Origin of the sequence: Bacillus sp. AK25, from assembly GCF_048270685.1 — a bacterium.
Taxonomy (GTDB): domain Bacteria; phylum Bacillota; class Bacilli; order Bacillales; family Bacillaceae; genus Bacillus; species Bacillus altitudinis.
The window spans coordinates 271956-294804 of the sequence record NZ_JBLUWC010000001.1 but is presented as its reverse complement, the minus strand read 5'-3'; the positions used below and the strand labels follow the sequence as shown (position 1 = coordinate 294804).

Below are 22849 nucleotides of genomic sequence, written 5' to 3'. Positions count from 1 at the left end.
GCGTTTTATACCTATATCATACAGTGTCTTATACATGCCTGCCCCTTTTATGCTCATCTTTACTTTCTAATTGGCCTAGCTTCCTTATTTCCTTTAATTCCTCTGGTAACGCACGCGCTTCTATAAAGCTTTTGATCATGTCGACAAAAAGTTCTTTCTTTTCAAAAGTAAACGTATGTCCAATGTCAGGAACGATGAACCCGGCTGCATTCGGGTGTGCATTCGTGATTTTTTCTGCTGACCTAGTCATAATGCCCTTTTCCTTTTCTCCCACTGTCACAAGAATCCGTGCCTTCGCTTGTTGAAACGTCTCAGGGAGCTTGTAATGAAGATTTTCTTGAAACATCGTAAGCAACGTCTTCTTCTGCAATTGTTTGGAATCCGCTGCATAATGATCCAGTACATCGTTTGGAAGTCCCATCTTTTCTGCTTGCAGCTGGATGAACCAATCTTTCTTTAATAACGGATATGTAAGAGGTAAAATGGGCCTTACCATCAAATAGAGCCATGGTAATGGCAACACAAGGGCGCTATTGATGATGGCGATGTCTGCGATGTCTGGCTCTCTCGATAACACATCAACGGCTACCTGTGCACCTAGAGAGAAGCCAATTAGAATGACTGTACGGCCATGTGCATGCTCCTTTATCCATGAAATGATTTCATAAGCACTTTCTCGCATGGAAAACGACGTTTCATTTGCTCTTGTCCCGTGACCAATAAAATCAGGGGTATAGCATTCATACGTTTCCTTGAATATTTCCATATGCTCCTGCCACATCCAGCTGCTTACGCCTCCACCGTGCAGGAAAATCATCATTGGTTTTTCCACCATCGACAACTCATCCACCATCCTTATATATAAGAAAAAGCAGTCGCTTTTTGAGCAGACTGCTTTTTCCATATGCTCCCTTCTATTATAAGGGAACTGTTATACAATTGGCTATTTTTTCAAATCTTCGATCGAGTTGACGTTTTTCATATAAGTCGGAACAACGAGACCCATGCGAAGACCCTTCATACTTGTACCGAGATCATCATATTTTCCTTTAAACTTCGCTGCATACGTTTTATGCGTATTTGGAAGCCATGCAGATAATGATGCATCAGCACTTCCGGTTGCAATTGCTGTCCACATTGGGCCCGCTTCAACCTGAGTCAAGGTCACTTTAAAGCCAAGTTCACGCAATACCTCTGCGGCCACATTGGTACTTGCAATCTCACTATCCCACGCAACGTAGGCAAGATTGATTTTGTCACCGTTTGACTTTTTCACGCCTTTTGTCCATTTCGCTACTTGATCTTTATGCTTTTTCACATATTTAACTGCAGCATCCTTTGGTTTGACGCCATCCTGAATATCAAGCATCACTTCACCCATATCATCTTGAGACCATTTAAACTGACTGAGCATTTTGGCTGCTTCCGGCTGATCCTTCGCAAATCCTTTACGAGAAATGGTGTGAATTTCTTCTTCGTCACCATATGATTTTTTCGGATCATCTAAATATTTCAAATCGTAGCGGGAAAACATCCAGTGAGGATTCCAGCCAGTGATGATAATCGGTTTTTTACGGTCATACGATTTCTTCAATGTCGCTGTCATCGCTGCACTTGAGGCAGATACAACCGTCCAATCCTCTAAACCGTAATCCTTTTTCGCTTGATCGGTTAAGGCCATAATACCTGAACCCGGATCAATCCCGATAATCGTTTTATTGACCTGCTGTGCTGCACTTGCATTTGAATCTGATTGTGCACCACAAGCCGCTAGTAAAAAGACGAGCAGGGCGGTCATCCCAATGTAGAGAGACTTTTTCCACATTAAGCATTCCCCCTGGTTTTTTTCGTTTTAATGTTTTGTGTAATACGATCCAGTGTGATCGCTACAATAACAATGGCAATACCAGCTTCAAAACCAATCCCTGTTTTCAGCTGCGTTACTGCACTATATACTTCCGAACCAAGTCCTGGTGCACCAACCATTGCCGCAATGACGACCATGGATAGAGCAAGCATGATACTTTGGTTAATCCCAGCTAAGATGGTTTTTGTAGCAAGTGGAAGCTGAACTTTGAACAAACGCTGGAATGTCGTTGAACCAAAAGCTTCTGTTGCTTCAATTAAATCAGATGGTACTTGTTTAATCCCGAGAATGGTCATACGAATCGTTGGCGGCATAGAGAAAATAACCGATGCCACAACGCCAGGTACTACTCCGATGTTAAAGAAGAAGATTGCTGGTAAAAGATAAACGAATGCAGGCATTGTCTGCATTAAGTCTAAAATAGGTGTGACAATTTTACGCACTGTTTCCTTCTGTGATGCCCAAATACCGATCGGAACCCCGATCACGATAGAAATGACCACAGCTGTCAGAACGAGCGCAAGTGTTTGCAGCATTGGCTGCCAGTAGCCTAAATAGTCGATCAGTAAGAATCCAATAAGTGTGAAAAGAGCAACTCCTCTTGTACTGATCCACCAAGCAATGCCGGCAAAGATAAGCGTTAAAATAATGGATGGAATGACGCCAAGTGCAGCTACAATACCATTTACTGTTCCAGCTAATCCATTTGTGATGCCATCAAAGAAACCACCAAAGGTTAATGTTAACCAGTCAACAAATTGATCGATATAATCCGCGAACGGAATTCTAGGTAAATCACTCATACTAAACATCTTATTCTACCTCCTGTGCAGAAGGCTCTTGTGCTTTAATTTCCTCTAGCTTGTTAGAAGACATGTTGATATATTCATCATTACCTGATAATGCACCAATCAATGCACCTCTGACCACAATACCCTTCATTCTGTTTTTCTCATCTACAACGGCAATTGGAATGTTCGCATCAGACACCGCGTCAAAGATCTCTGTTAAATACGTTGATTCCAATACTGTCGTAAATTCTTTATCAAGAACAGTTTCTAGCGACGCACCCGTTTCTGCCGCTTTTTTCGCTGCTTGTGCAGAAATAACACCTAATAAATGCTTTTTCTTATCTACTGCATAGATAGACGAAATACCAAGGTTCTTCATGAGCGTGAGCGCAACACGTGCCCCTTTATCAATCTGAACTGTTTCTGCACGTTTCATAATATGACCAGCGGTTAATACTTTAGAAAGGTCTACATCTTCAACGAAACGTTCAACATACTCGTTCGATGGGTTCATCAGAATTTCTTCTGGTGTTCCGATTTGAACGATATTCCCGTCTTTCATGAGGACAATGCGGTCGCCAATACGAAGCGCTTCATCTAAATCATGCGTGATGAAAATAATTGTTTTTCCTACAGACGTATGAAGCTCAAGCAATTCATCCTGCATGTCTTTACGAATTAATGGATCTAGTGCGCTGAATGCTTCATCCATTAACAAAATATCAGGGTCATTAGCTAGTGCACGTGCCAATCCAACACGCTGCTGCATACCGCCACTTAATTGATTTGGGTACTGCTCTTCAAAACCTTCAAGTCCAACAAGCTTTAAAGATTCAAGCGCTTTAGAGCGGCGCTGTTCTTTCTCTACACCTTGCAATTCAAGCCCGTATTCTGTATTCTCCAGAATGGTACGATGCGGGAACAATGCGAAGTTTTGGAAGACCATGCTGATCTTTTTCCGTCTAACTTCACGCAATTGATCCTTTGACATATTTGTTATCATATCCCCATCAATATAAATTTCGCCGGAGGTTGGTTCGATTAACCTATTTAGCAGCCGCACAAGTGTGGACTTTCCGCTCCCTGATAGCCCCATGATGACAAATATCTCGCCGTCATACACATCAAAATTTGCTCGATTGACACCAACTGTTGCGCCGGTCTCTTTTAGGATTTCTCTTTTTGTCTTCCCTTTTTCAAGCATTTGAGATGCTTTTTTAGCATTTTTACCGAAAATTTTAGATACATTATTTATCTTGATTTTGATCTTTCTCTCTTCAGAATTCATTTTTTCCCTCCAAATTAGCATCTTTATAACCGTAACATAAGCGTTATGATGCGAACAATCTTTAGAATTCGCTTATTTCCGTACAATATGTATGAATTCCATATAGAGGTCTGGTGATTACAGTTTATACGCCGTATTACTCGTAAATCCTATAGAATGCTTCATAAACTACATATTTTACGGGGTATTTTCTCTCACCAGACAATATTTTACTGGAAATTCCTTATTGTGCTAAAAAATAAGTCGAATCCTTGTGATAGCGGACTTTTTCTTTCATGGGTGAACCATGCCCCTGAACAGGATTTACCCGAAAAAGGTCACATAAAAACCTTTTTCCTCAAATTTTAATCAAATTCATGAAAAAACTGCCTGCAACTTTAGTTACAGACAGCCTGTTTTTTTAGGACTCTAGGGCAGCTTTCTTAATATTATCTTGAAGCTCAAGCATACGTTTTGTTCCGTCCTCACGTAATCGTTTGTTTTCTTCTTCAATCTGCTTCGTCTCTTTCATCCCTTGTACAATCGTATTGAAGGATGATTCGATCGTTTCAATGTCAATGCTTGGACGACCTGATAATTTAGCAATCTCAACACTTTGACTTGAGATATTTTCAGCATTTCGTTTCAGCATTTCATTCGTTCTTCTGTCCAGTTCACTCATGGAATCAGCCACAAGCTTTTGTCTCTTCGCTGTTACCGCTTGAATGATTCCATTTTTGAAAATCGGAATCGTAATGATGAAGGCAGAGTTAATTTTCCCGATTAATTTCGTATTACCACGCTGCAGCAAACGGATTTGCGGTGCCGTTTGAAGGGCCACCATCCGTGCCATATCAAGATCATATACACGCTCTTCAAGCGCTTGAATCCCATTACGAAGCGTATCCAGCTCCATTTGTGCCAGCTGGTTTCCCCCCGCCGCTTTTTCTTCATAAGAAGGAACCAATTGTTTTAATTCTTCGATCTTCATTTGCCCTGCGACGACATACTTTTCAAGCTCCATATAGTATTGAATGTTATGCTCATACATTTCTTCAAGCGTAACCGTCGATTTGGTCATTTCATCTTTGTATTTACTGATTTCCACATTGATTTTTTCAATTTCTGCACCGAGCGTTTGATATTTGCTGAATATCTTTTCGATCATGCTGCCGCCGCGTTTAAAGATTTTTGACAACAAACCGCCCTTCGGCTCGTCAAAATCATTTTTATCAAAACGATCCATAATCTTTCCAAGCTGTGTAAGCATCGTTCCTGAGTCTGTGACACTTGTTGAACGCATCATAGAGAGGATACGGTCAGAAAACTTAGAGATTTCGACAGCCGGCTGTTTCCCGTATTCAAGCAGTTCAAGCTGATTTTTGGCATCAATCTGTCTCGCAATGTTTTGGACTTCTGGTTCATTGCGCAGCTGAACGCGAATATCGTCTGCCTTTTCAATCGTGATTTCCTCTTTATCAATTGAAATGATGTCATTTCCGTTTGTATTTGTCATAAGCTTTGATCTCCTTATCGGTTTTTAATGGATTGAAATAACTTTCTCACAATGGACGGCTCTTTAAACTCTTGGTTCATGACCATTTCATCAAGCCAATGTGTATCAAATAATTGATCGTCTATATACCGCTCTATACACTGATAGCCGGCGGGATGATAGACGAAGAGATCCACACCCATTTCATTTAGGAAAATCAGGGCAGCCGCATCAGAACGAGTCAGCTCACCATTATATTCCGTATGGTATAAAATCACTTTCGGTACAGTCTGGGCATAATCAAAGGTTTGAATGAGTTCAATTACATCTTGGTTCATATGCAAAAGCTGCTTGAATAAATAAATACGCACATCTAATTCGGTCTCATGGCCTTCTTTTAACAGCTTCGGATGCTGACAAATGCGAGAAATGGCCTCTGCGATCGCACGCTGCGTGCCCTCATATAAATGCGAGAACTGCCACACATTGCTTTTCATTAACAAATCAGGGTCAACCTCTCCTGCTTTAGAGAGTGCATGCTGATAATGAAATTGATAATTCGAAGACACTTCTTGTGTGAAAGGGAAATGACGGATCGTTTTCGTTTCTTTCCCCTCCATTAGCGTATGGATACGGTCCCAATATTCTCGCTTGTCTCTCGTCACCCCCATCATCTTCGCAAAAAGATTCGGAATCTGTATGGTGTCACGGTCTGCTTTGAAATTCGGGCGGATAAACGACCGTTCCTTCGCAATTAAAAACAGCTCATCATACGTTGTCTTTAGCGTAATAGAATGAGGGGTATGATCTCTGAATTGCCATGGCTTATACAGCATGGAATCTTCTGTGTGAAGTACCTCTTCAAGCTCTCTTGTCGAACGGTACGCCACCGTTGATTTCCTCTCAGGCTTTTCAGTAGGGAACGGTTCAAGCTTTGACGTCCCTGGATACTGATCAATAAAAGTCAGCTTTTCTTCTGGATCTAATTCACGAAATTGATCCTTGCCTTCTGGATGAAACAGCACCACATCACAGCCAATCAGCATGACATAGTAAAGAAAATAAAGCTGACTTTTATTCGCCTCTCCATACCAAATGACAGCTGGCATTTTTTCTTCCATATTGCCTTCCTTCAGCCATGGTCCTAGATGATTATTTGAAAACTTCACTACATCTAGCAGCACACGGCGGAAATCAGGATGCTGGAATCCCCCTTCATGCAGCTGCTTGAAATGTTCAAACACCTGAATTAACGAAAGACGAATATGCCGGTTCATCACTGGGTTTGGATGACGCACAATGAGCTGTTCACCGTCTAAGAAAGCCACAAATCGATTCACGGACAATCCCTTTTCTTCCTGATTGATCATATGAATCCGCTGGAGCGCTTGAAAGTGCTCCGGCTCAATATGCCGGTTGAGGGTTTCACTTAAAATATGCATGCCGTCAGTTTCGTATAATTCATGTAAATAAATAAAATAATCGGTTGCATCATGCGGAGTTCCAAGGACACGGGCGGCGAGACGCGGCAAGGATAAGGTGTGCTCGTCCTTGACGTAGCCGTCTCGTTCAGGGAGCGGCTTTTTCAGCAGGTTTTTCCAGGCTTCCTGTTTCGCCCGTGTCTGGGTTACGTTGATTTCTTTATAACTCACGCCGCTCCTTCCTTTCTCCTATATTTTCTCGAAAGCTACTACTATCATATCATTCAGCCTTCTACTTCTGCTATCGAATCGAAGGCTTTTTTGCTGTGTTCATCTTCTTTGCGACAGAAGCGGCGATTTCGTCTGCCGCCGCCATGCCAGAGGCTGTCGTCGGTTCAAACGATAGCTCAACATCTAAGACTTCCCCATGACTCGGAGCGAAGCCTTTATCTGCTTGACGTATGAGATCAGCATCTAACAAGGAGTCGCCCGCACCATATACATATTCAAGGTGTAGCCTTTCTTTTAGAAAAGCAACAGCAGCCCACTTATTGAGCGGCTTTGGAATAAAATATAGCTTCCGGCCCTGAAGGGAAACCTGCCAGCCTCTCTCCTCACCCCACAGCCTTAATTCAGCAAGCGGAATATGAGAAAGAAACTCGTCTTTCATAATTAAATAAAGAAATTTTCCCTCAGCTGTTCGAGTACGTTTCACCCAAGCGGCAACCGGAAGTTCAGAGATCGCCCGCAGCATATCTCTCACCGGCATACACATTTGCAGTCTCTCATCTACAATCGCCTGCCACTCCTCAAGCGGCTTACCATGATGAAGGATACAGCCGCCGTTTGTCGTGACGGCATACTCTGGTTTGATCTCTTGCTGAAAGAGAGTGATTCGTTCAAATTGTGCTGTCGTTCTTGTCGTCACTGGGATAAACCAGCCTGCTTGATGAATTGCCTGCAAGGAGGCTTTCGTTTCAATAGACATATAGGAAAGCGGCCGGTCGTCTAGCACCTCAATTAATTCGTATGCTCCCTTGTATGCATACTGCTCCAGCATTCGATGTGAGTATATCAGTGTCCGGTCTAAATCACTGGCAAATGCGATGTTCTTCATGACGATTGCTCCAACGGGCGGATGAGTCCGCAGCATGTGTAGGACATGTTGGCATATTCAATGACGGGCACGCCTCTGTCCTCTGCGAGTAGTAAAATGTGCTTGAGCTTCTCCCGAGATCCAGGCTGAATAAGTATTTTCCAAGGGACTCTTCTGAGCAGCACACGGGTCGTCTCACCGACGCCCGGCTTAATCAAATGCGTATTGTCAATTTGGAACTCCTGACCAATCGCTTCAATGGAGGTCATCCCTCGCCAGTCAGGAGGCGTTCCTTGTGCGAGAAGGGTCTCTGCTTTCTCTTTTACATTTGCATCAAGTTCAGAAAACGCTTCTTCAATTGTATTGACATACAAATTAGAGACATCCTCATCAATGAGCTCTTCATAATACTTAGCCCCATGGAAATCATCGGCATGGATCCAGCGGTTGTTTAGCACCGTTCGACTAACTAGACCAGAGACCGTTGAATTCAAGCAGGCACTTGGAATGAGGAAATCCTCTCTCGTTCCGTAAACACTCGTACAATAACCAGGATCAGCCAGCACAGCCAGCTCACTCGAAAGACGAATTCCATATTTCTGTTCAAAATCGAGCACCGCTTTTTGAAGCTCTTTGGAAATAGCACCCTTTCCAGTCCAACCGTCAATAAAGGCAATCTCAAAACCTGGATGTTCTTTGAGGATATAATGCAGCGCATTCTCATCTATTCCACGGTCACGAATAATAGAGATGCTATAATGCGGCAAATCGAGTCCATACGTCTTTCTGATATACCGTTTAATGAGCACCCCGATTGGTGTCCCAGCCCGTGCCAAGCTGCACAGAACGGTTTGAAATCCTCGCTTTTTCACAATTTGTTCTGCGACAATCGCTACGGCTTCCGCTACCTTTTGCTTACTTTCTTCAAGAGATTGATAGAATAAGTCCATATAAGATGCCGTCGGCTTATATTCAATTGGCAGCATTTCTGAGTAATGGGCACCGCTTTGAATAGAGCGCTCCCGCTCTTCTGTACTTTTCTCCATCTCAATCGATGATAAATCCTTGAGTAAGAAGGTTACGTCCTGCTCTGGATAGCTTCCCATCTTTGTATACACGTTAGCCATTCACCTTCACCTCATCTGATAAAGTCACAATATGCACATGCTTCACATGCCGCTCGGCAAATAAGTGGATCAGCGGCATCAAAGCTTCTTGAGACACCTTTTTCTCAAAAAACAAAAAGACATCATCGTACTGATCTTTAGGGATATTGTACACGTAGTGCTGAATGCGGGCATCCTCTGGACTCAAAAATGCGAATCCGTTTTGAACAGCGTACCCTTCCTTTTCAACTGGATGAATCGGACTTCTTGTCGTCGAATGAAAAAGGACACCTTCGCCCATATGAGCTGCAAGTCTCATCGGCACATACATCAATTCTCCTGTCCCTAAGCAGAGTGTCTGTTTTCCTTTTCGTTCTCGCTGAAGCTTCAGCCCAGCCTCAGCAGCTGCTTGATCAATGGCATCCGTGTCCGCTGCGCTTAAACCGAAACGACCTGTTTCATGGATATACGGCGAATGCCCCGCCGGATTGACTGCATGGGAAAGTGAATATGGCACTTGCTTAAAGAAGGATTGAAGAGAATGAAAAGAGAGTTCAGGTCTTTTCTCTTGCGTAGCAATTTCATACGAATAAGCAGGCTCATCCAGCGTTGTTCCCCGAAACATCATCTGCCCTTTTAATAAAGATAATGATGTGATATTTACCCCTAGCTCCTCTTGAAGCTGAAGCATCGCTTCCTCGTGCTCCTCTGTTCTCCAATCTAAAATGGATAGAATCGTATAAGAGGATCTAGGGTGCTTTGCGTGCAGATCCCGAATGATATTCATATTTGTCCGGCCTGTCGTGACCTCATCATCTACTAGCACAATCGGGCGATCCGTCCGAAGTAAGGCGTCGTCTGCATAGCAAAGCTGATCTGTCGCATGAGAATGTTCCTCTTCAAATACGAGTGAAGGATCAAGATCCAACAGCTGTTCACGTGTTGTATGGATATAAGATGCTCCTTCTATGACGTCATACACACCATGACCAAGCGCAGTTGCCGTTTCAGCAAAGCCGATTACTATCGGCTCGTTACTTGCCGGCAGCTTCTCTTGTTTGAGCGCTGCATAGGCTTCAATTAACTTAGCATGATCATCCGTTTTTAGAGCATCTACTACACAGTCTTGGTGCGGGGGCGTCTTGCCTGTTTGTTCTTTTGCATAAGCCATTGCCAAAAGACCTGAGACGAGGAGTGGTTTCAACGGGTGAACAGGCATATGTTTCCCGAGCACCTTGCTAACAAATAAAAAGGCTCTCTTTTTGTTCACCCGTGCCGCCATGTCAAAAAGATGTTCTTTTTCAAGCTGAAGCGTACCCTCTTTGAGGTTAAGCTCCACCTCCATATGTTCCAAGATGTTCAGCGTATGCGGCTTCTGCTTCTGTGAGTATGTCGATATAGCTTCTATTTTCATGAAACACCCCGTAAATGTCTGACTTCATTAAAATGTTTTCCGCCCAGCGATAGTGCGGCTTCGTTTCGTTCATTTTATTAGAAAAGGTACTCTTCATCACGCCGACTGTACCATCTGCATGCTCTAAAATACTTAATGCATCCATGTACTCTTCCTTTGTGACAACGTACATGCTTTGAACTGGCTTGAGATGTGTTGGATGGATGACTGTCTTGCCATGAATACCGTTTACCACATCCAGCTTTGTCTCTTTGAGCAGACCTTGCATATGATCGAGTTCAGATGAGGAAGATTCACCGCTCTTAGAAATTGCACGGATGAATGGATTTTGTTCTTTTCGTGCCGGTCCAAAATGCTCCCATACAGCACCTGATATCACAAATGAACGACCAAAATAATTGATGATATCTGTGATCAACTCAGAAATGACTCTGATCTCATAAATGGTGGTCTCGCGATCACGGCGAATGCCGTATAATCCACACAGATCCGTTGCCCCAATGCGAATATTCAAAATATATTCCTCATCATTCAGCATGATCTGCTTTAACTCAGACAACACCTGATATCTCGTTTCTTTTTCTAATAAATCTGGTGTTTCTAAAATGGGCATTCCGTATAGTGTTTTCTGAGTTTGTGCTGAAGCCTGTTTCAAACTGTCCACATATTCCTTTGCATTGTGAACGGAGCACTTTGGAAACACAAAACCAGTCAGTAAATGAAGAGAGGGGCCGAGCAAATCTGCCATTTTGAGCAGCTGTTTGGGCGAACGAACTCGAATAAATAAAAGCGGCAAATGCTCAGCTATTTCTGGAGAGTGATGAATTGTCTCAGAAAGGCAGGTCAATTGTGCCACTATATTCTGTTCAGCCATGTCCACTTCCTGATCACCAATGGCGTCCTCCAAGCAAAACACAACAGAGCAAAGCGCTTCATATTTCTGCGAAAGCAGCATGTCTGCTACATCCTGTCTAGTCGCAGGCATATACAAAGTAGCACCTAATGCATGCGCAAGTACATGCCTTGGCGTCAATGAATGAACTGCCGCCGGCCGCTTAAAAAAAATATCGTGCTGTCTCGTCTCTGATAAAAAACGAAAATATCGCATGCAGTGCCACCTCCTGTTGTAATGACTTGATGATTCAAAAAAGGATGGAGCCGCTAGTCAACTCCATTCCTTTTTGATCGTCCTATTCTTCTTTTGAAGCCGCAGCTTCGTTTGTTACACCTTGATGCTTCTTCTTATTGATTTTATGAACAATAAACGTTCCGATAAACGCTAGGATAATAATCGCAAAGAATGCAAGATGCGGGATTTCAATATGAGCAGCACTTAAGCCCATTTTGATGGCAATAATTCCAATGAGAATAAATGCCGTATTCTCAAGCTCAGGTATACGGTCGATGAGTACAAGGAATAATTGTGCCACTGTACGCATCATGAGAATTCCAAGCATTCCACCTAAAAGAAGAATCCATACTTCCTCAGATACAGCGAATGCAGCAAGAATACTATCTACCGAGAAGGCAAGGTCCATAATTTCTACAGAAATAACAGTTGCCCAGAAGACGCCAAATACACGAATCATCCAGCCTTCTTTTTTCAATTCCTTCGCTTCGTCATCTCCGTCACCTAACCAGAAGTGCTTAATGACCAGCCAAGCTAAGTATGCAGCGCCTAGAACCTTAATCCACCAAAACTTAATAAGCAGCATCCCTACGCCAATGAATAGAAAACGGAAGAAATAAGCGCCAATTAATCCGTAGGTTAATGCCTTTTTACGCTGCTTTTCAGGTAAATGTTTCACCATTACAGCTAATACAAGTGCGTTATCCGCTGACAACAAACCTTCAAGCACGACAAGGGTCCCAATAAGCCCCCAAGAGACAGGGTCTGTTAATACCTCTGCCCACATATGCCAATCAAAAAACGAGGCATACGTGTCCAACATATGTTTCAAAATGTCCAACTGGTTTTCCTCCTATAAGTGTAGAAGCATCAGCAGGCTTTCGCCTGCTGTTATTCTTGATCGCTGTTTCTTTCTCACTTTGGAAAATACCCTCATATGAGTCATTGGCAGCGCCTCTTGAATGAAGTTGTTTCTTCTCTTTACACTTCTAACCCATAATTTTGACAAAGAGCTGCAAGTCCGCCAGAGAATCCGCTTCCGATTGCGTTAAACTTCCAATCGCTGCCGTGTCTGTATAGTTCGCATACGACGACAGCTGTTTCAATTGAGAAGTCCTCCCCTAAATCAAAACGAATCAATTCTTCCCCGCCCTCTTCATTTACAACACGAACAAATGCATTAGAGACTTGTCCAAAATTCTGGCTACGTGCCTCTGCATCATGAATCGTCACTGTAATTCCGATACGATCAATGTTAGCAGGAATTTTCGAGAAATCAACGAGAATTTGCTCGTCATCTCCATCTCCTTCACCCGTACGGTTATCACCGGTATGAGTAACACTACCGCTTGGATGCTGCAGATTATTATAGAACACAAAGTCTGTGTCTTGTTGACAACGATTGTTTGCATCTACTAAGAAAGCCGAAGCGTCCAAATCAAATTCGGCTCCGCCTGAATATTTATTCGTATCCCAGCCAAGTCCGATCATCACTTTTGTCAGCCCTGGGTTGGTTTTCGTTAAATCGACACGTTGTCCTTTTGAAAGCTGAATCGCCATATTCGTATCTCTCCTATCTTCTGAAAATATGAAAACGTGCGTTACCCGATATCTAAGCCGAAGTCTGTTGCAATGCGGGCAAGTCCGCCTTGATAGCCTGATCCAACAGCTGAGAATTTCCACTCTCCGCCATGACGGTATAATTCACCTACAATAATCGCTGTTTCAATTGAAAAGTCTTCTGCCAAATCATAGCGAATGAGCTCTTCATTTGATGCCGCATTTAAAATACGGACGTAAGCGTTAGACACCTGTCCAAAGTTTTGGCTGCGTGCTTCTGCATCATGGATTGTAATGACGAAGGAGATTTTCTCAATACTTGCTGGTACAGTTGAAAGATCAACATTGACCTGCTCGTCATCTCCGTCTCCTTCACCTGTACGGTTATCGCCTGTATGTACGATACTTCCGCCACCGCCAGTTGTTTGATTGTAGAAGACAAAGTCAGATGGAGAGTTTGCTTTCCCTGCTGCATCTAAAAGGAATACGCTTGCGTCTAGATCAAAGTCATGTCCGCCATCATACTTGTTTACATCCCAGCCAAGACCTACGACTACTTTTGTTAAACCTGGATTCGTTTTTGTTAAATCAATTTTTTGACCTTTCGCTAAAGAAATTCCCACTAGGAACCTCTCCCTTCTAATTAAATGTAGTTTCTCGTAATATCGGCAAGCTTCGCATCGTTTGTACCATTTCCTACAGCTACAAACTTCCACTCATTCTCGTGGCGATAAAGCTCTCCAACGATTAATGATGTTTTACCTGCATATTCATCTTTCAAATTATATTTCACTAATTCTTGATTGTTTGAACGGTCAACAATTCGGATGTAAGCATTTTGAATCATACCAAAGTGTTGGTTTCTTCTAAGTGCATCATAAATGTTCACAACGAACACCAATTTATTCACATTGCCTGGCACCTTGCTTAAGTTGACGAGGACTTGTTCATCATCTCCGTCTCCTTCACCTGTCAGGTTGTCACCTGTATGCTCAACACTGCCGCATTTGCTTTTCAAGTTACCAAAGTAAATCAAATCTTTATTTTCAACAAACTTATCATTTTTCAGCATCAGCACTGAAGCGTCACAATCAATATCAGCGCCGCCTCCGCCGCCAAACAGCTTTCCAAGAAAACCGCCACCTTGTGACACAGGGTCCCAGCCAAGTCCAACTAGAATATTGGTTAGTCCTGCTTTTCCTTTTGTTAAATCAATACGTTGACCTTTTTCTAATGTAATCGCCAAATCAATCACTCCTCCAGCATAATAAAAATCTATTTATTAAGTGATGGACCCTATTAAAATCATCATACATGAAAATTCGACAAAATTCATGAAATGACATTGGAGCCTCTTACTCTTTTTTCTATTTACTAGTATATACGATCTATGTATAAAAGAGGTTTCAATATGATGATATTTTTTTAAAGAAAGATCCATGGCAAAAATGATTCATGTCGTAAAAGAAGTGTTTCATGTGAAACATTGTCGAATATCCCCGTTACACAGCCTCTCGCTTAAAAACAGGGCGCGCATCCACTTCATATGTTGATATAGAAAATTCATGTACATAGCTGTGATAAACCCTTTCATTTCCTTCCGTTCATGTCTTTCTTTATACTTATGAATAGAATTCAACGTATTGATGAAAGGGTGTTGATATGCCATCACTTCATATATTAGATCAAGTCGCCATCCCTAAAGGCCAATCCGCACAAGAAACATTGGTTCATACGACAGAGCTGGCCAAGCTTGCGGAAACACTGGGGTATGAGCGGTATTGGTTTGCTGAACACCACAGCACGAGAGGACTCGCGAGTACAGCGCCTGAAATATTAATGGCACATATTGCTTCACACACATCGACATTGCGCACAGGCTCTGGGGGGATTTTACTCCCGCAGTACAGCCCTTTTAAAGTAGCAGAAGTCACCCGCCAGCTTGAAGCCCTTTACCCTGGGCGGATTGAGATCGGGGTTGGTAAATCCCCAGGCGGAATTGAACGGACGAGACTCGCTTTGACAGACGGCGTGAAGAAAGAACTGTCTCAATTTGACCGCCAGCTGGAGGACCTTCTTTTTTACTTATCTGACAGCCTGCCTTCTGGTCATCGGCATGCAGGAGTGAAAGCGGCTCCGCTCATTGATTCTTATCCGCCAGTCTGGCTGCTTGGACTCGGGGAAAACAGTGCCATCCAGGCGGCATCACTTGGAATCAACTATATTTTCGGACATTTTATTCATCCTGCACGAGGCCGGCAAGCTTTTGAAGCGTATCGGTCACACTTTTCTCCATCCGTTTTCTCACGTCAGCCTCAGTCTATGTTTGCTGTCTTTGTGATCTGTGCAGACACAGACGAGGAAGCAAGCCGCATTGCCACCAGTACAGATTTATGGCTACTTCGGGTTGAAAAAGGGCTGGACAGTCGCGTTCCTTCTATAGAAGAAGCAGAGAACTATCATTACACTGAGCAAGAAAAGAAAAAAGTGTTACAAAACCGCCAGCGAATGATTGTTGGCTCAAAGCAAACAGTGAAAGAACAGCTGCAAATCTTAATGGACCGCTATCAAACAGGCGAGATCATGATATTAAACAATTCATTTGATCCAATGGAAAAGCAGCGTTCCTTTGAACGAATCGCAGAACTATTTTGAAGCCAATCTTTCGTTGGCTTCTTTTTTACATTGTCATAAAAAATGGGAAATGTAACATCGAGATGTCAAAACGCTTCCTTCTGTCATCTGATCGCAAATGTGTCTTCTAATCGTTAGCGAACTGTAAACGCATTGTAGGTGTACCTTTTATATAGTAGAGGTACATATGAAGTAACGGTTTACAATGCTGAGAAGGAAGGAGATGACTGGCCTTGAATAAGCGACTCGACTGGGTGGATGCGGCTAAAGGAATCGGCATTCTGCTCGTCGTTATGGCACATGTACCCATTCCTGATTCATTCAAGCAATTTATATACTCTTTTCATATGCCACTCTTCTTTTTACTATCAGGTATGATGTTTCGATCATCTTCACAACCTGCTATGTCATTTATACAGAAAAAAGCGAAAAGCTTGCTCTTACCTTATCTCTATTTCTCCATTATTACGTACGTTTTCTGGTTCACGGTGACCCGATTTTTCGCCTTTAAAGGGCAAACAGATATTGATCCCTTCGTTCCATTTACGGGAATTTTCATTTCAAATGCCGATGAAGCAAGACTGACACATAACCCAGCCATCTGGTTTTTAACGACACTCTTTTTAGTGGAAATGTTGTTTTTCTTGATGCATCGTCTGACAAAAGGAAAACCAGCTGTATTGATTTTACTGACCGTCCTTTGCGGTGGAGCCGGATATGCTTCCACGCTATTGTTAAACCAGAGTCTCCCTTGGAATGCCAACGTTGCGTTAACGGCTGTTGTGTTTTATTCAATCGGATTTTTAGCAAAACAATGGTTTGTGGAATTAAAAACAGATCCTACCCTTCTGTTATGTATAGGTCTGCTTGTACTGACTGCATATATGCAAAGCTTTAATTCACGAATTGATATGCGGGTCAATGACTATGGAGATCTATTCATTTTTTATGCTTGTGCACTGCTCGGTTCAGCTGCTGTCATTTATTTAAGCTTCAAATTGAAAACGTCCACGATATTGACGTATCTCGGACGTCATTCCATTGTGATTCTCGTCCTGCAATTTGCCGGTATCGATATCATGAAGGCATTTGTTTATTACGGACTAGGCATCAATATCTCTGATACAGCGCAGCTTTCTTGGACGCTCTTTTATACGATCGGTACATTGCTGCTCATGGTGCCATGTATCTCTTTCTTGAGCAAGTATCCTATGCTGCTCGGCAAACCAGCAAAGTCAGCACACCGCTACAAAGAAAAAACATCCGCCGGCTAATGGGGCGGATGTTTTTCTATTATTCATCATTTAATTGAGATGGATAAAGTGTCATTCCTCCATCAACAAATAATGTAGTACCTGTAATATAGGCAGCTTCTTTCGATACGAGAAATGCAGCGGCAGACCCAATCTCTTTCGGATCGCCAAACGTTCTCATTGGAATTTTCTCAAGCTGCTTTTGTTTTTTCTGTTCGTCTTGAAGGTCGTCATTTGATTCCGTTGCCATTGTACCTGGTGCAATCGCATTGACCCGAATACCCGCTACGGCATAATCAAGAGCCAGCGTCTTCGTCATCATATTCATTCCTCCTTTAGAAGTAGAGTAATGAACATTAAACGGACGCGGGATCTCTTGATGGACACTGGATATATTCAAGATTGATCCTTTCACATCATGTTCCATCATATAGGCAATCGCTGCCTTTGCTCCTAAAAATGAGCCTGTGATATTCACATCAATGACCTTTTGCCATTGTTCCAGCGTCAATTCATGCGGCATTGCTTCTTCACCATTAAATCCCGAATTATTGACGAACACGTCTAGTGCGTCAAAATTCTCCAGCGCGGCATCCATTAACGCCTGAATTCCTTCCTCTTTGGAGACATCAGCGTGTACTTTCACCGCTTGACCCCCTTGCTGCTGAATGGCTTGTACTGTTTCTTCAGCACCCTCTTCATCACCTTTATAATTCACAACCACGTTCATTTGTTCTTGTCCAAACCTCAATGCGATGGCTTGTCCTATGCCTTTAGAAGAACCTGTCACAATGGCTGTTTTCCCTTTTAAGTCTTGATACATTCTCATTTCCTCCAATCACGTGCTTCATCTTGTTGATACACAATGGTTACCCATTTTGAAAAAAAGAAAAACACAATCCTCTTGAATACAAAGGATTGTGCTGTTCATCAAACTAAAAGGTGTTATAAACATTCTCACATGTTTCAGCTGTGGGCTGGTAAAAGCAATGTGACTTATACCTTGCCACAAACGGCTGATTGTACCAAGTGGATGGACAATTTCCAGGCGGTTTGAAATACCAAAGGCTGAATTTCGCAGGCCAAAATCGTTCACCATTAATGTTCCTCCGTGCAAGTGTCTTTTCACTTTCTCGTGCTCGCTGATAAAAATAGCCATGCGTGACTGCCTCAAACGCATGCTCCTGATAAATCATTTGTGGAATCGTACGCAGCCCTTTAAAGTCAGAACAGTTGGCACGCAAACGATTGATGCCTACATTTCCTACAAGCAGCATCCCTTGTTTCCCTTCACCTTCCGCTTCGGCTCTCAGCAGTCTGGCCATTAAATCAATATCAGAGCTTGTCGCTCTTACCACTGCCATACATCCACCTCCCATTCATTTCTCTTTTATTTTATGTAGGGTTTCTGTGTAGATGACTGCCATTTTGAAGGGAAAAGACACATTCCGTGTCGAGAGCCTGTCTAAATACCTCAACATTTCGCTGGACAAGTGTCTCTATGTCAACAACACACAAACCTAGTGATCATACACATCACAGGAAAAAATATTCATTACTAACGACTCATTTACAAGTCATAAAAATCCTTCTATTTGCTACATCTTCTTCAAAAACAGTCATTTGAACCTATTCAATAATCCGACTCAAAACCTTAAAATATAAAATGTTGAGTTTTTACAGGAGATTTCAAACAATAAAATACACATTTCTCCTCTCAACATAGTGTCATTTTTACTACTTGAAGTGGATGAACCTTTCGAACGCACTGAGGTATTGACAGTACTTTCGCTTCATTCTACAGTAAAAAACATACAGTATTTTTCTTTTTGTGCAAAAAGAACGATATGAACTAAAGCTTTCCAATGAAATTCACCATAAAACCCGAGGAGGAAAACATCTCATGTTTAAAAAGAAATTATCCCTGTTTCTTCTGATTTTGTGTGTAACTGTTGTCGCTGCTGCTTGTAGTGGTGGAAAAGACAAAACTGCTGCGAAAGAAAGCGATACAAAAAAATCTCTTGATGCAGCTGAAGTAAAAGTAGAAAGTGCTGAGTACACTTTACCACCTCAATACGATACATCTGTTCAGGATGATCAGTATGTCCTAAAAGTGAATGTATCTGTAAAAAACATCAGCAAAGAACCATTGAATGTGGATAAAAGCAACTTTACGCTTTACCAAGATGACGCTCAGGTGTCTACCATCTCTCCTGATGACTACAACGAAGTATTATCTTCAAGCTCTCTAAATGCAGGTAAAGTATCAAAAGGTGGTCTTTTCTTTGTGGTTGATAAAGAAAAAGACTATCAATTGGTTTACACAGAGCCTGGTTCTGGATCGAAAAAAGATGACAAAACACTAGAATTCGATATTAAAGGAAAAGACTTGATGAAAAAGGCAGATACACTTCAAGCGTCTGCAAAAGCCCTTTCTTCTTATATTGATGTCATGATTTTTGGTAAGAAAAATGACGATTTCGAAAAACTAACAGGTGATAACAAATCAACTGTCGTCAACGAATTTGATAAATCATTCAAACAAGGCTATATTTCTTCTTCTGGTATTTCATCTAGCTCAGCAAAAGACGAAAACCTTGATAAGCTTCTAAAAGCTGTGAAAGAAACATTAGCTGAAAAATCAAAAGTATCAACGAAAACAAAATCAATCAGCGGTGATAAAGCTGTCGTGACTGTGACACTTACACCAATTGATGCAAGCCCGCTTGTCGATCGTTTAAAAGAAAAAGCAACTGAATTCTACAGCAAAAACCGTACAGCATCTTATGATGATGCTCAGAAATATCTACTTTCTATCTATCCAGATGAATTTAAAAAATTAGGACCATCATCTTCTGAAGAAACAGTAGAAGTGAACATGAAGAAAAACGATATCGACCAATGGAAACTTGATTTGAACGACTACAAAACAAGCTCATTGGTTGAAAAGTTCATCAAGAACTAAAGAAAACCCCCGGTTCCCGGGGGTTTTCTTTAGTCTTTTTTCGATTGATGTCTATATTTGATTCCGACATACAAGCAAGTAAGGAAGAAAATGGTGACCCACACCCACAAGACATTCACCATCAATAATGTGGTGGCTACTACGATCAAAATTGTGAGATCTAGTTTTTTTTCTAGTTTTTTATGGGTGAGAACGAAAATGATTAGTAGAAAAGCGATGAAACAGGTGATTCCATAACTGAAAGCTGCGGGCAATTTTCGCACCTCCTTATTACAAGGCCTATACTGACAAAAGGATACAACATACTATGAAGATGAATTCCCCTTTTCAGCATCATATCCTTTTATGATGTCAATCGGATCAACTGCATCATCTTCTTGTATGTATTCCTCTACATAAGGAGTGATTAATTTCTCGAAACTTTGCTCATCGCCTTCATAGTCAGATGGGAATAAATGTGCAACAGAACTACCTGTTTCTAAAGCTCTATCAATTGCATTTCTCAATTCTATCAGTCCTTTTTTATTCCCTAAAATGAAAGCTTCAAAATGATGTGTTTGCTGAGCATATATATTACATAACCCCAAAACATCATCATCTTCTAATTGATCACTCATATACAAAACCCCTTTTAAGTGAAATGAAGTCAATTTTACACGACTGAGCATTTTTATTCTATCACCTCATTCACATTGTGATCCCTTTTTTATCACTCACTTAAACATACAAAACAAAAAACTTGTAGAAAAAATCTACAAGTTCTTCATTTCTATCAATGAAATGTTCTTTCTATTTCGCAAGCATCCATTTCTCTTTCATAAACAAACTTCTCACGATGACAAACAAGATCATCACTGTCAGCGCCGAGGAGCCGAGCGTCAGGCCAATCGACATTGGGTCAACGATGCCAAACATCAATTGCTTGCATAGTGCGTGAATATTAAGGAATGGGATCGCAAAGTAATACGTATCTAGCTGCATAGCGCCTGCTCTCATGGTGAAAAACATCGGAATCACACCTAGTGTAATGATCATGGACATGTACGATTGTGCTTCTTTCACTGAGCTTGAAACGACACTGAGCAGCAGTTCAATCATGGATACCATGAATGAGAAAATAATTAATGCCGCAAACATAACACCGATGATGCTCCACACTTGATCTCCGAAGTTCAGCGCTTGTTTCAGCTTTTCTGTAAAGAGCAATGTAGAGAGCAGCAGCATACCAATCGCCACAATGCCACTTAATATACCAAACATAGAAACAGCTAGCCATTTTCCAATCAAAAGCTGAAGTCTGCTGGCCGGTGTCAGGAATAAAGCTTCAATTGACTTTCTATCCTTTTCACCTGCTACGATATCAAGAGCAGCTGGCAAAGCACCTGAGATCACGGACGTCACTAAAATCATTGGAAGGAGAATCGACAGCAGCATGGTGGTCACACCGTTTTCTCCGTCCCCGTCCTCTCCTTCTTGCACATCAACCGATTGCACCTCAAATGGATGAATCACTGACGATTTGATCTGATCCTGTGCCAAACGCTTTTCTACGACTTGGTTTTGATACTGTTCAAGCAATGATTGCAGCATTTGAACCGCAATCACGGAATCATCATCTGTTGGATACCCATGGACTTTAATGGCAAACGATGTTTGATGCTGAAGCATATCGCCTGCATCTTTTGGCATTTCTAGATAAGCATTTGCCTCACCGTCTTTAACGGCTTGCTGCGGGTCATCAAATGTTTCAAGTTTCAGGTTTTTCACTTCTTTGATCATGTCATTCATATCGGACGGAAGCTTTTCATTGATTGCGACTGTATACGTTTTATCGCCTGGATCAGCGATCATGCTTTCGTAGAAAAACACGAGTCCGAGCATTGTCAAAAGAGGGATCAACACTGTTAAGAGCAACGTTTTCCTGTCTCTGAGCGAATCTGTCATTTCTTTTAAAAAGACGGTTTTCCACATTATGCATTCCCCCTTGCGAGCTTCGACATAAAGATGTAATTCAAGTCTTCACTTTGTTCCTGTGCATATAATTCTGGAAGCGTTCCTTTGTACACGAGCTCCCCTTGATGAATCATCATGACACTGTCACAAAGCAGGCTGACTTCTTCCATGATGTGGCTTGAAAATAGAATCGTTTTATTTTGCTGTTTCAACTGATGAATAAACTCTCTGAAAATATTACTCGATGTGATATCTAAACCTGTTGTCGGTTCGTCAAACAAAATAATGTCAGGGTCATGAATCAATGTTCTGGCAATCGCCACCTTTTGTTTCATCCCTCTTGAAAATCCTTTTACCTTGCGATCCATGTACTGCCTCATCCCGAAGCGCTTTGCTAAATCCTCAATTCTTGCTTTGATTTCATGCTGATCTAAGCCATATAATTTCCCAAAGTATTCAAGGTTTTCACGAGCCGTCAAACGGTCATAAAGTCCCGTCTCGCCGCCAAATAAGACCCCAATTCGCTTCTTCACTTCAGTTGCTTCTTTGACTGTATCAAAGCCTGCAACATTGACTGTTCCATGAGTAGGCTCCAATAATGTCGCAACGGCGCGTAATAATGTGGTTTTCCCCGCACCATTTTCTCCTAAGATGCCGACAACTTCTCCTTCCTTCACGGAGAACGTCATATGTTTCATCGCCTTTACGACTTTTTTCTTATCTGTAAACCAGCAACTACAATCGCTGAGAGTAATCATTTGATTCGCCCCTTTCGACTATCTACGTCTATGATAGAAAAAATACCGCCTGTCTGACATAAAAATGTCGCGAAACGTCCTTTTTCTGTCTTGAAATGATCCATTTTAAAAAACAAATGGTAAAATAGACAAATAATAAG

Annotated in this window: 23 protein-coding genes; 3 read left to right on the top strand and 20 right to left on the bottom strand. The window is 41.9% G+C overall.

Annotation, left to right across the window (positions count from 1 at the left end; all coding sequences use genetic code 11):
• Window positions 1-28: 28 nt before the first annotated feature.
• The 14 genes from ACNO7B_RS01625 to ACNO7B_RS01560 all read right to left on the bottom strand — a co-directional run bounded on the left by ACNO7B_RS01625 (window position 29) and on the right by ACNO7B_RS01560 (window position 14392).
• Window positions 29-835, bottom strand: coding sequence for an alpha/beta fold hydrolase (locus tag ACNO7B_RS01625; protein WP_417901844.1), 807 nt, complete (start codon window positions 833-835; stop codon window positions 29-31).
• Window positions 836-943: 108 nt separating this feature from the next.
• On the bottom strand, window positions 944-1825 hold the full coding sequence (locus ACNO7B_RS01620) for a glycine betaine ABC transporter substrate-binding protein (RefSeq protein ID WP_008342122.1): 882 nt from the start codon (window positions 1823-1825) through the stop codon (window positions 944-946).
• Complete coding sequence (gene opuAB / locus ACNO7B_RS01615) at window positions 1825-2670, bottom strand: glycine/proline betaine ABC transporter permease subunit OpuAB (RefSeq protein WP_024718999.1); 846 nt, start codon at window positions 2668-2670, stop codon at window positions 1825-1827. The genes ACNO7B_RS01620 and opuAB overlap by 1 nt, the downstream gene beginning before the upstream one ends.
• Window positions 2671-2680: 10 nt before the next feature.
• Window positions 2681-3946 (bottom strand): glycine/proline betaine ABC transporter ATP-binding protein OpuAA, encoded by a 1266-nt coding sequence (opuAA, locus tag ACNO7B_RS01610; protein WP_017358586.1) that lies wholly within the window; start codon window positions 3944-3946, stop codon window positions 2681-2683.
• Between the two features lie 400 nt (window positions 3947-4346).
• Window positions 4347-5441 carry a toxic anion resistance protein gene (locus ACNO7B_RS01605; RefSeq protein ID WP_007498324.1) on the bottom strand — a complete coding sequence of 365 codons (1095 nt, stop codon included), beginning with the start codon at window positions 5439-5441 and terminating at the stop codon, window positions 4347-4349.
• Between the two features lie 14 nt (window positions 5442-5455).
• Window positions 5456-7072, bottom strand: coding sequence for a YceG family protein (locus tag ACNO7B_RS01600; RefSeq protein WP_096880960.1), 1617 nt, complete (start codon window positions 7070-7072; stop codon window positions 5456-5458).
• 70 nt (window positions 7073-7142) lie between these two features.
• Window positions 7143-7958, bottom strand: a complete 816-nt coding sequence (locus tag ACNO7B_RS01595; protein WP_417901071.1) for an HAD family hydrolase — start codon at window positions 7956-7958, stop codon at window positions 7143-7145.
• Window positions 7955-9064 carry a cysteine protease StiP family protein gene (locus ACNO7B_RS01590; RefSeq protein ID WP_017358589.1) on the bottom strand — a complete coding sequence of 370 codons (1110 nt, stop codon included), beginning with the start codon at window positions 9062-9064 and terminating at the stop codon, window positions 7955-7957. The genes ACNO7B_RS01595 and ACNO7B_RS01590 overlap by 4 nt, the downstream gene beginning before the upstream one ends.
• Window positions 9057-10388, bottom strand: coding sequence for a phosphoribosyltransferase family protein (locus ACNO7B_RS01585; RefSeq protein WP_417901843.1), 1332 nt, complete (start codon window positions 10386-10388; stop codon window positions 9057-9059). The genes ACNO7B_RS01590 and ACNO7B_RS01585 overlap by 8 nt, the downstream gene beginning before the upstream one ends.
• Window positions 10372-11565 carry an HpcH/HpaI aldolase/citrate lyase family protein gene (locus ACNO7B_RS01580; protein ID WP_417901070.1) on the bottom strand — a complete coding sequence of 398 codons (1194 nt, stop codon included), beginning with the start codon at window positions 11563-11565 and terminating at the stop codon, window positions 10372-10374. Before ACNO7B_RS01580 ends, ACNO7B_RS01585 begins: the two co-directional genes overlap by 17 nt.
• An 82-nt stretch (window positions 11566-11647) precedes the next feature.
• A complete protein-coding gene (locus ACNO7B_RS01575; RefSeq protein WP_008342130.1) occupies window positions 11648-12427 on the bottom strand; it encodes a TerC family protein in 780 nt (259 codons plus the stop codon).
• Window positions 12428-12567: 140 nt separating this feature from the next.
• Complete coding sequence (locus ACNO7B_RS01570; protein ID WP_007498343.1) at window positions 12568-13146, bottom strand: TerD family protein; 579 nt, start codon at window positions 13144-13146, stop codon at window positions 12568-12570.
• Between the two features lie 41 nt (window positions 13147-13187).
• The gene (locus ACNO7B_RS01565; protein WP_008342133.1) at window positions 13188-13769 is read right to left on the bottom strand and encodes a TerD family protein; all 582 of its coding nucleotides are present in this window, start codon (window positions 13767-13769) and stop codon (window positions 13188-13190) included.
• A 20-nt stretch (window positions 13770-13789) separates the two neighbouring features.
• A complete protein-coding gene (locus ACNO7B_RS01560) occupies window positions 13790-14392 on the bottom strand; it encodes a TerD family protein (RefSeq protein WP_008342134.1) in 603 nt (200 codons plus the stop codon).
• Between the two features lie 416 nt (window positions 14393-14808).
• On the opposite strand from ACNO7B_RS01560, the gene ACNO7B_RS01555 reads away from it, so the two are divergent.
• Both ACNO7B_RS01555 and ACNO7B_RS01550 read left to right on the top strand, forming a co-directional pair.
• On the top strand, window positions 14809-15801 hold the full coding sequence (locus tag ACNO7B_RS01555; protein WP_019743835.1) for an LLM class flavin-dependent oxidoreductase: 993 nt from the start codon (window positions 14809-14811) through the stop codon (window positions 15799-15801).
• 212 nt (window positions 15802-16013) lie between these two features.
• Window positions 16014-17054: an acyltransferase family protein gene (locus ACNO7B_RS01550; protein WP_417901069.1), complete on the top strand. Its 1041-nt coding sequence runs from the start codon at window positions 16014-16016 to the stop codon at window positions 17052-17054.
• Between the two features lie 19 nt (window positions 17055-17073).
• On the opposite strand, the gene ACNO7B_RS01545 is transcribed toward ACNO7B_RS01550, so the two are convergent.
• Together ACNO7B_RS01545 and ACNO7B_RS01540 are read right to left on the bottom strand one after the other, a co-directional pair.
• Complete coding sequence (locus ACNO7B_RS01545) at window positions 17074-17856, bottom strand: glucose 1-dehydrogenase (RefSeq protein ID WP_417901068.1); 783 nt, start codon at window positions 17854-17856, stop codon at window positions 17074-17076.
• A 112-nt stretch (window positions 17857-17968) separates the two neighbouring features.
• Window positions 17969-18397, bottom strand: a complete 429-nt coding sequence (locus ACNO7B_RS01540; RefSeq protein WP_008342138.1) for a cell wall hydrolase — start codon at window positions 18395-18397, stop codon at window positions 17969-17971.
• A 539-nt stretch (window positions 18398-18936) separates the two neighbouring features.
• Between ACNO7B_RS01540 and ACNO7B_RS01535 the strand changes: the two genes are divergently transcribed.
• Window positions 18937-19998 (top strand): DUF4352 domain-containing protein, encoded by a 1062-nt coding sequence (locus ACNO7B_RS01535; protein WP_007498351.1) that lies wholly within the window; start codon window positions 18937-18939, stop codon window positions 19996-19998.
• A gap of 29 nt (window positions 19999-20027) precedes the next feature.
• On the opposite strand, the gene ACNO7B_RS01530 is transcribed toward ACNO7B_RS01535, so the two are convergent.
• From ACNO7B_RS01530 to ACNO7B_RS01515, 4 genes are all read right to left on the bottom strand, one after another.
• Window positions 20028-20261 (bottom strand): hypothetical protein, encoded by a 234-nt coding sequence (locus ACNO7B_RS01530; protein WP_227820658.1) that lies wholly within the window; start codon window positions 20259-20261, stop codon window positions 20028-20030.
• A 42-nt stretch (window positions 20262-20303) separates the two neighbouring features.
• Window positions 20304-20615 (bottom strand): hypothetical protein, encoded by a 312-nt coding sequence (locus ACNO7B_RS01525; protein WP_017366552.1) that lies wholly within the window; start codon window positions 20613-20615, stop codon window positions 20304-20306.
• A gap of 172 nt (window positions 20616-20787) precedes the next feature.
• Window positions 20788-21969, bottom strand: coding sequence for an ABC transporter permease (locus ACNO7B_RS01520; protein WP_050826896.1), 1182 nt, complete (start codon window positions 21967-21969; stop codon window positions 20788-20790).
• On the bottom strand, window positions 21969-22709 hold the full coding sequence (locus tag ACNO7B_RS01515) for an ATP-binding cassette domain-containing protein (RefSeq protein WP_007498365.1): 741 nt from the start codon (window positions 22707-22709) through the stop codon (window positions 21969-21971). Before ACNO7B_RS01515 ends, ACNO7B_RS01520 begins: the two co-directional genes overlap by 1 nt.
• Window positions 22710-22849: the final 140 nt, after the last annotated feature.

Bases quoted from the DNA above. Each gene is read 5' to 3' on its own strand.
- ACNO7B_RS01570 (WP_007498343.1), bottom strand. From the start codon at position 13,146: ATGGCGATTCAGCTTTCAAAAGGACAACGTGTCGATTTAACGAAAACC.
- opuAA (WP_017358586.1), bottom strand. From the start codon at position 3,946: ATGAATTCTGAAGAGAGAAAGATCAAAATCAAGATAAATAATGTATCT.
- ACNO7B_RS01545 (WP_417901068.1), bottom strand. From the start codon at position 17,856: ATGTATCAAGACTTAAAAGGGAAAACAGCCATTGTGACAGGTTCTTCT.
- ACNO7B_RS01580 (WP_417901070.1), bottom strand. From the start codon at position 11,565: ATGCGATATTTTCGTTTTTTATCAGAGACGAGACAGCACGATATTTTT.
- ACNO7B_RS01525 (WP_017366552.1), bottom strand. From the start codon at position 20,615: ATGAGTGATCAATTAGAAGATGATGATGTTTTGGGGTTATGTAATATA.
- ACNO7B_RS01540 (WP_008342138.1), bottom strand. From the start codon at position 18,397: ATGGCAGTGGTAAGAGCGACAAGCTCTGATATTGATTTAATGGCCAGA.
- opuAB (WP_024718999.1), bottom strand. From the start codon at position 2,670: ATGAGTGATTTACCTAGAATTCCGTTCGCGGATTATATCGATCAATTT.
- ACNO7B_RS01605 (WP_007498324.1), bottom strand. From the start codon at position 5,441: ATGACAAATACAAACGGAAATGACATCATTTCAATTGATAAAGAGGAA.
- ACNO7B_RS01515 (WP_007498365.1), bottom strand. From the start codon at position 22,709: ATGATTACTCTCAGCGATTGTAGTTGCTGGTTTACAGATAAGAAAAAA.
- ACNO7B_RS01535 (WP_007498351.1), top strand. From the start codon at position 18,937: ATGTTTAAAAAGAAATTATCCCTGTTTCTTCTGATTTTGTGTGTAACT.
- ACNO7B_RS01590 (WP_017358589.1), bottom strand. From the start codon at position 9,064: ATGGCTAACGTGTATACAAAGATGGGAAGCTATCCAGAGCAGGACGTA.
- ACNO7B_RS01585 (WP_417901843.1), bottom strand. From the start codon at position 10,388: ATGGAGGTGGAGCTTAACCTCAAAGAGGGTACGCTTCAGCTTGAAAAA.
- ACNO7B_RS01520 (WP_050826896.1), bottom strand. From the start codon at position 21,969: ATGTGGAAAACCGTCTTTTTAAAAGAAATGACAGATTCGCTCAGAGAC.
- ACNO7B_RS01620 (WP_008342122.1), bottom strand. From the start codon at position 1,825: ATGTGGAAAAAGTCTCTCTACATTGGGATGACCGCCCTGCTCGTCTTT.
- ACNO7B_RS01625 (WP_417901844.1), bottom strand. From the start codon at position 835: ATGGTGGAAAAACCAATGATGATTTTCCTGCACGGTGGAGGCGTAAGC.
- ACNO7B_RS01555 (WP_019743835.1), top strand. From the start codon at position 14,809: ATGCCATCACTTCATATATTAGATCAAGTCGCCATCCCTAAAGGCCAA.
- ACNO7B_RS01595 (WP_417901071.1), bottom strand. From the start codon at position 7,958: ATGAAGAACATCGCATTTGCCAGTGATTTAGACCGGACACTGATATAC.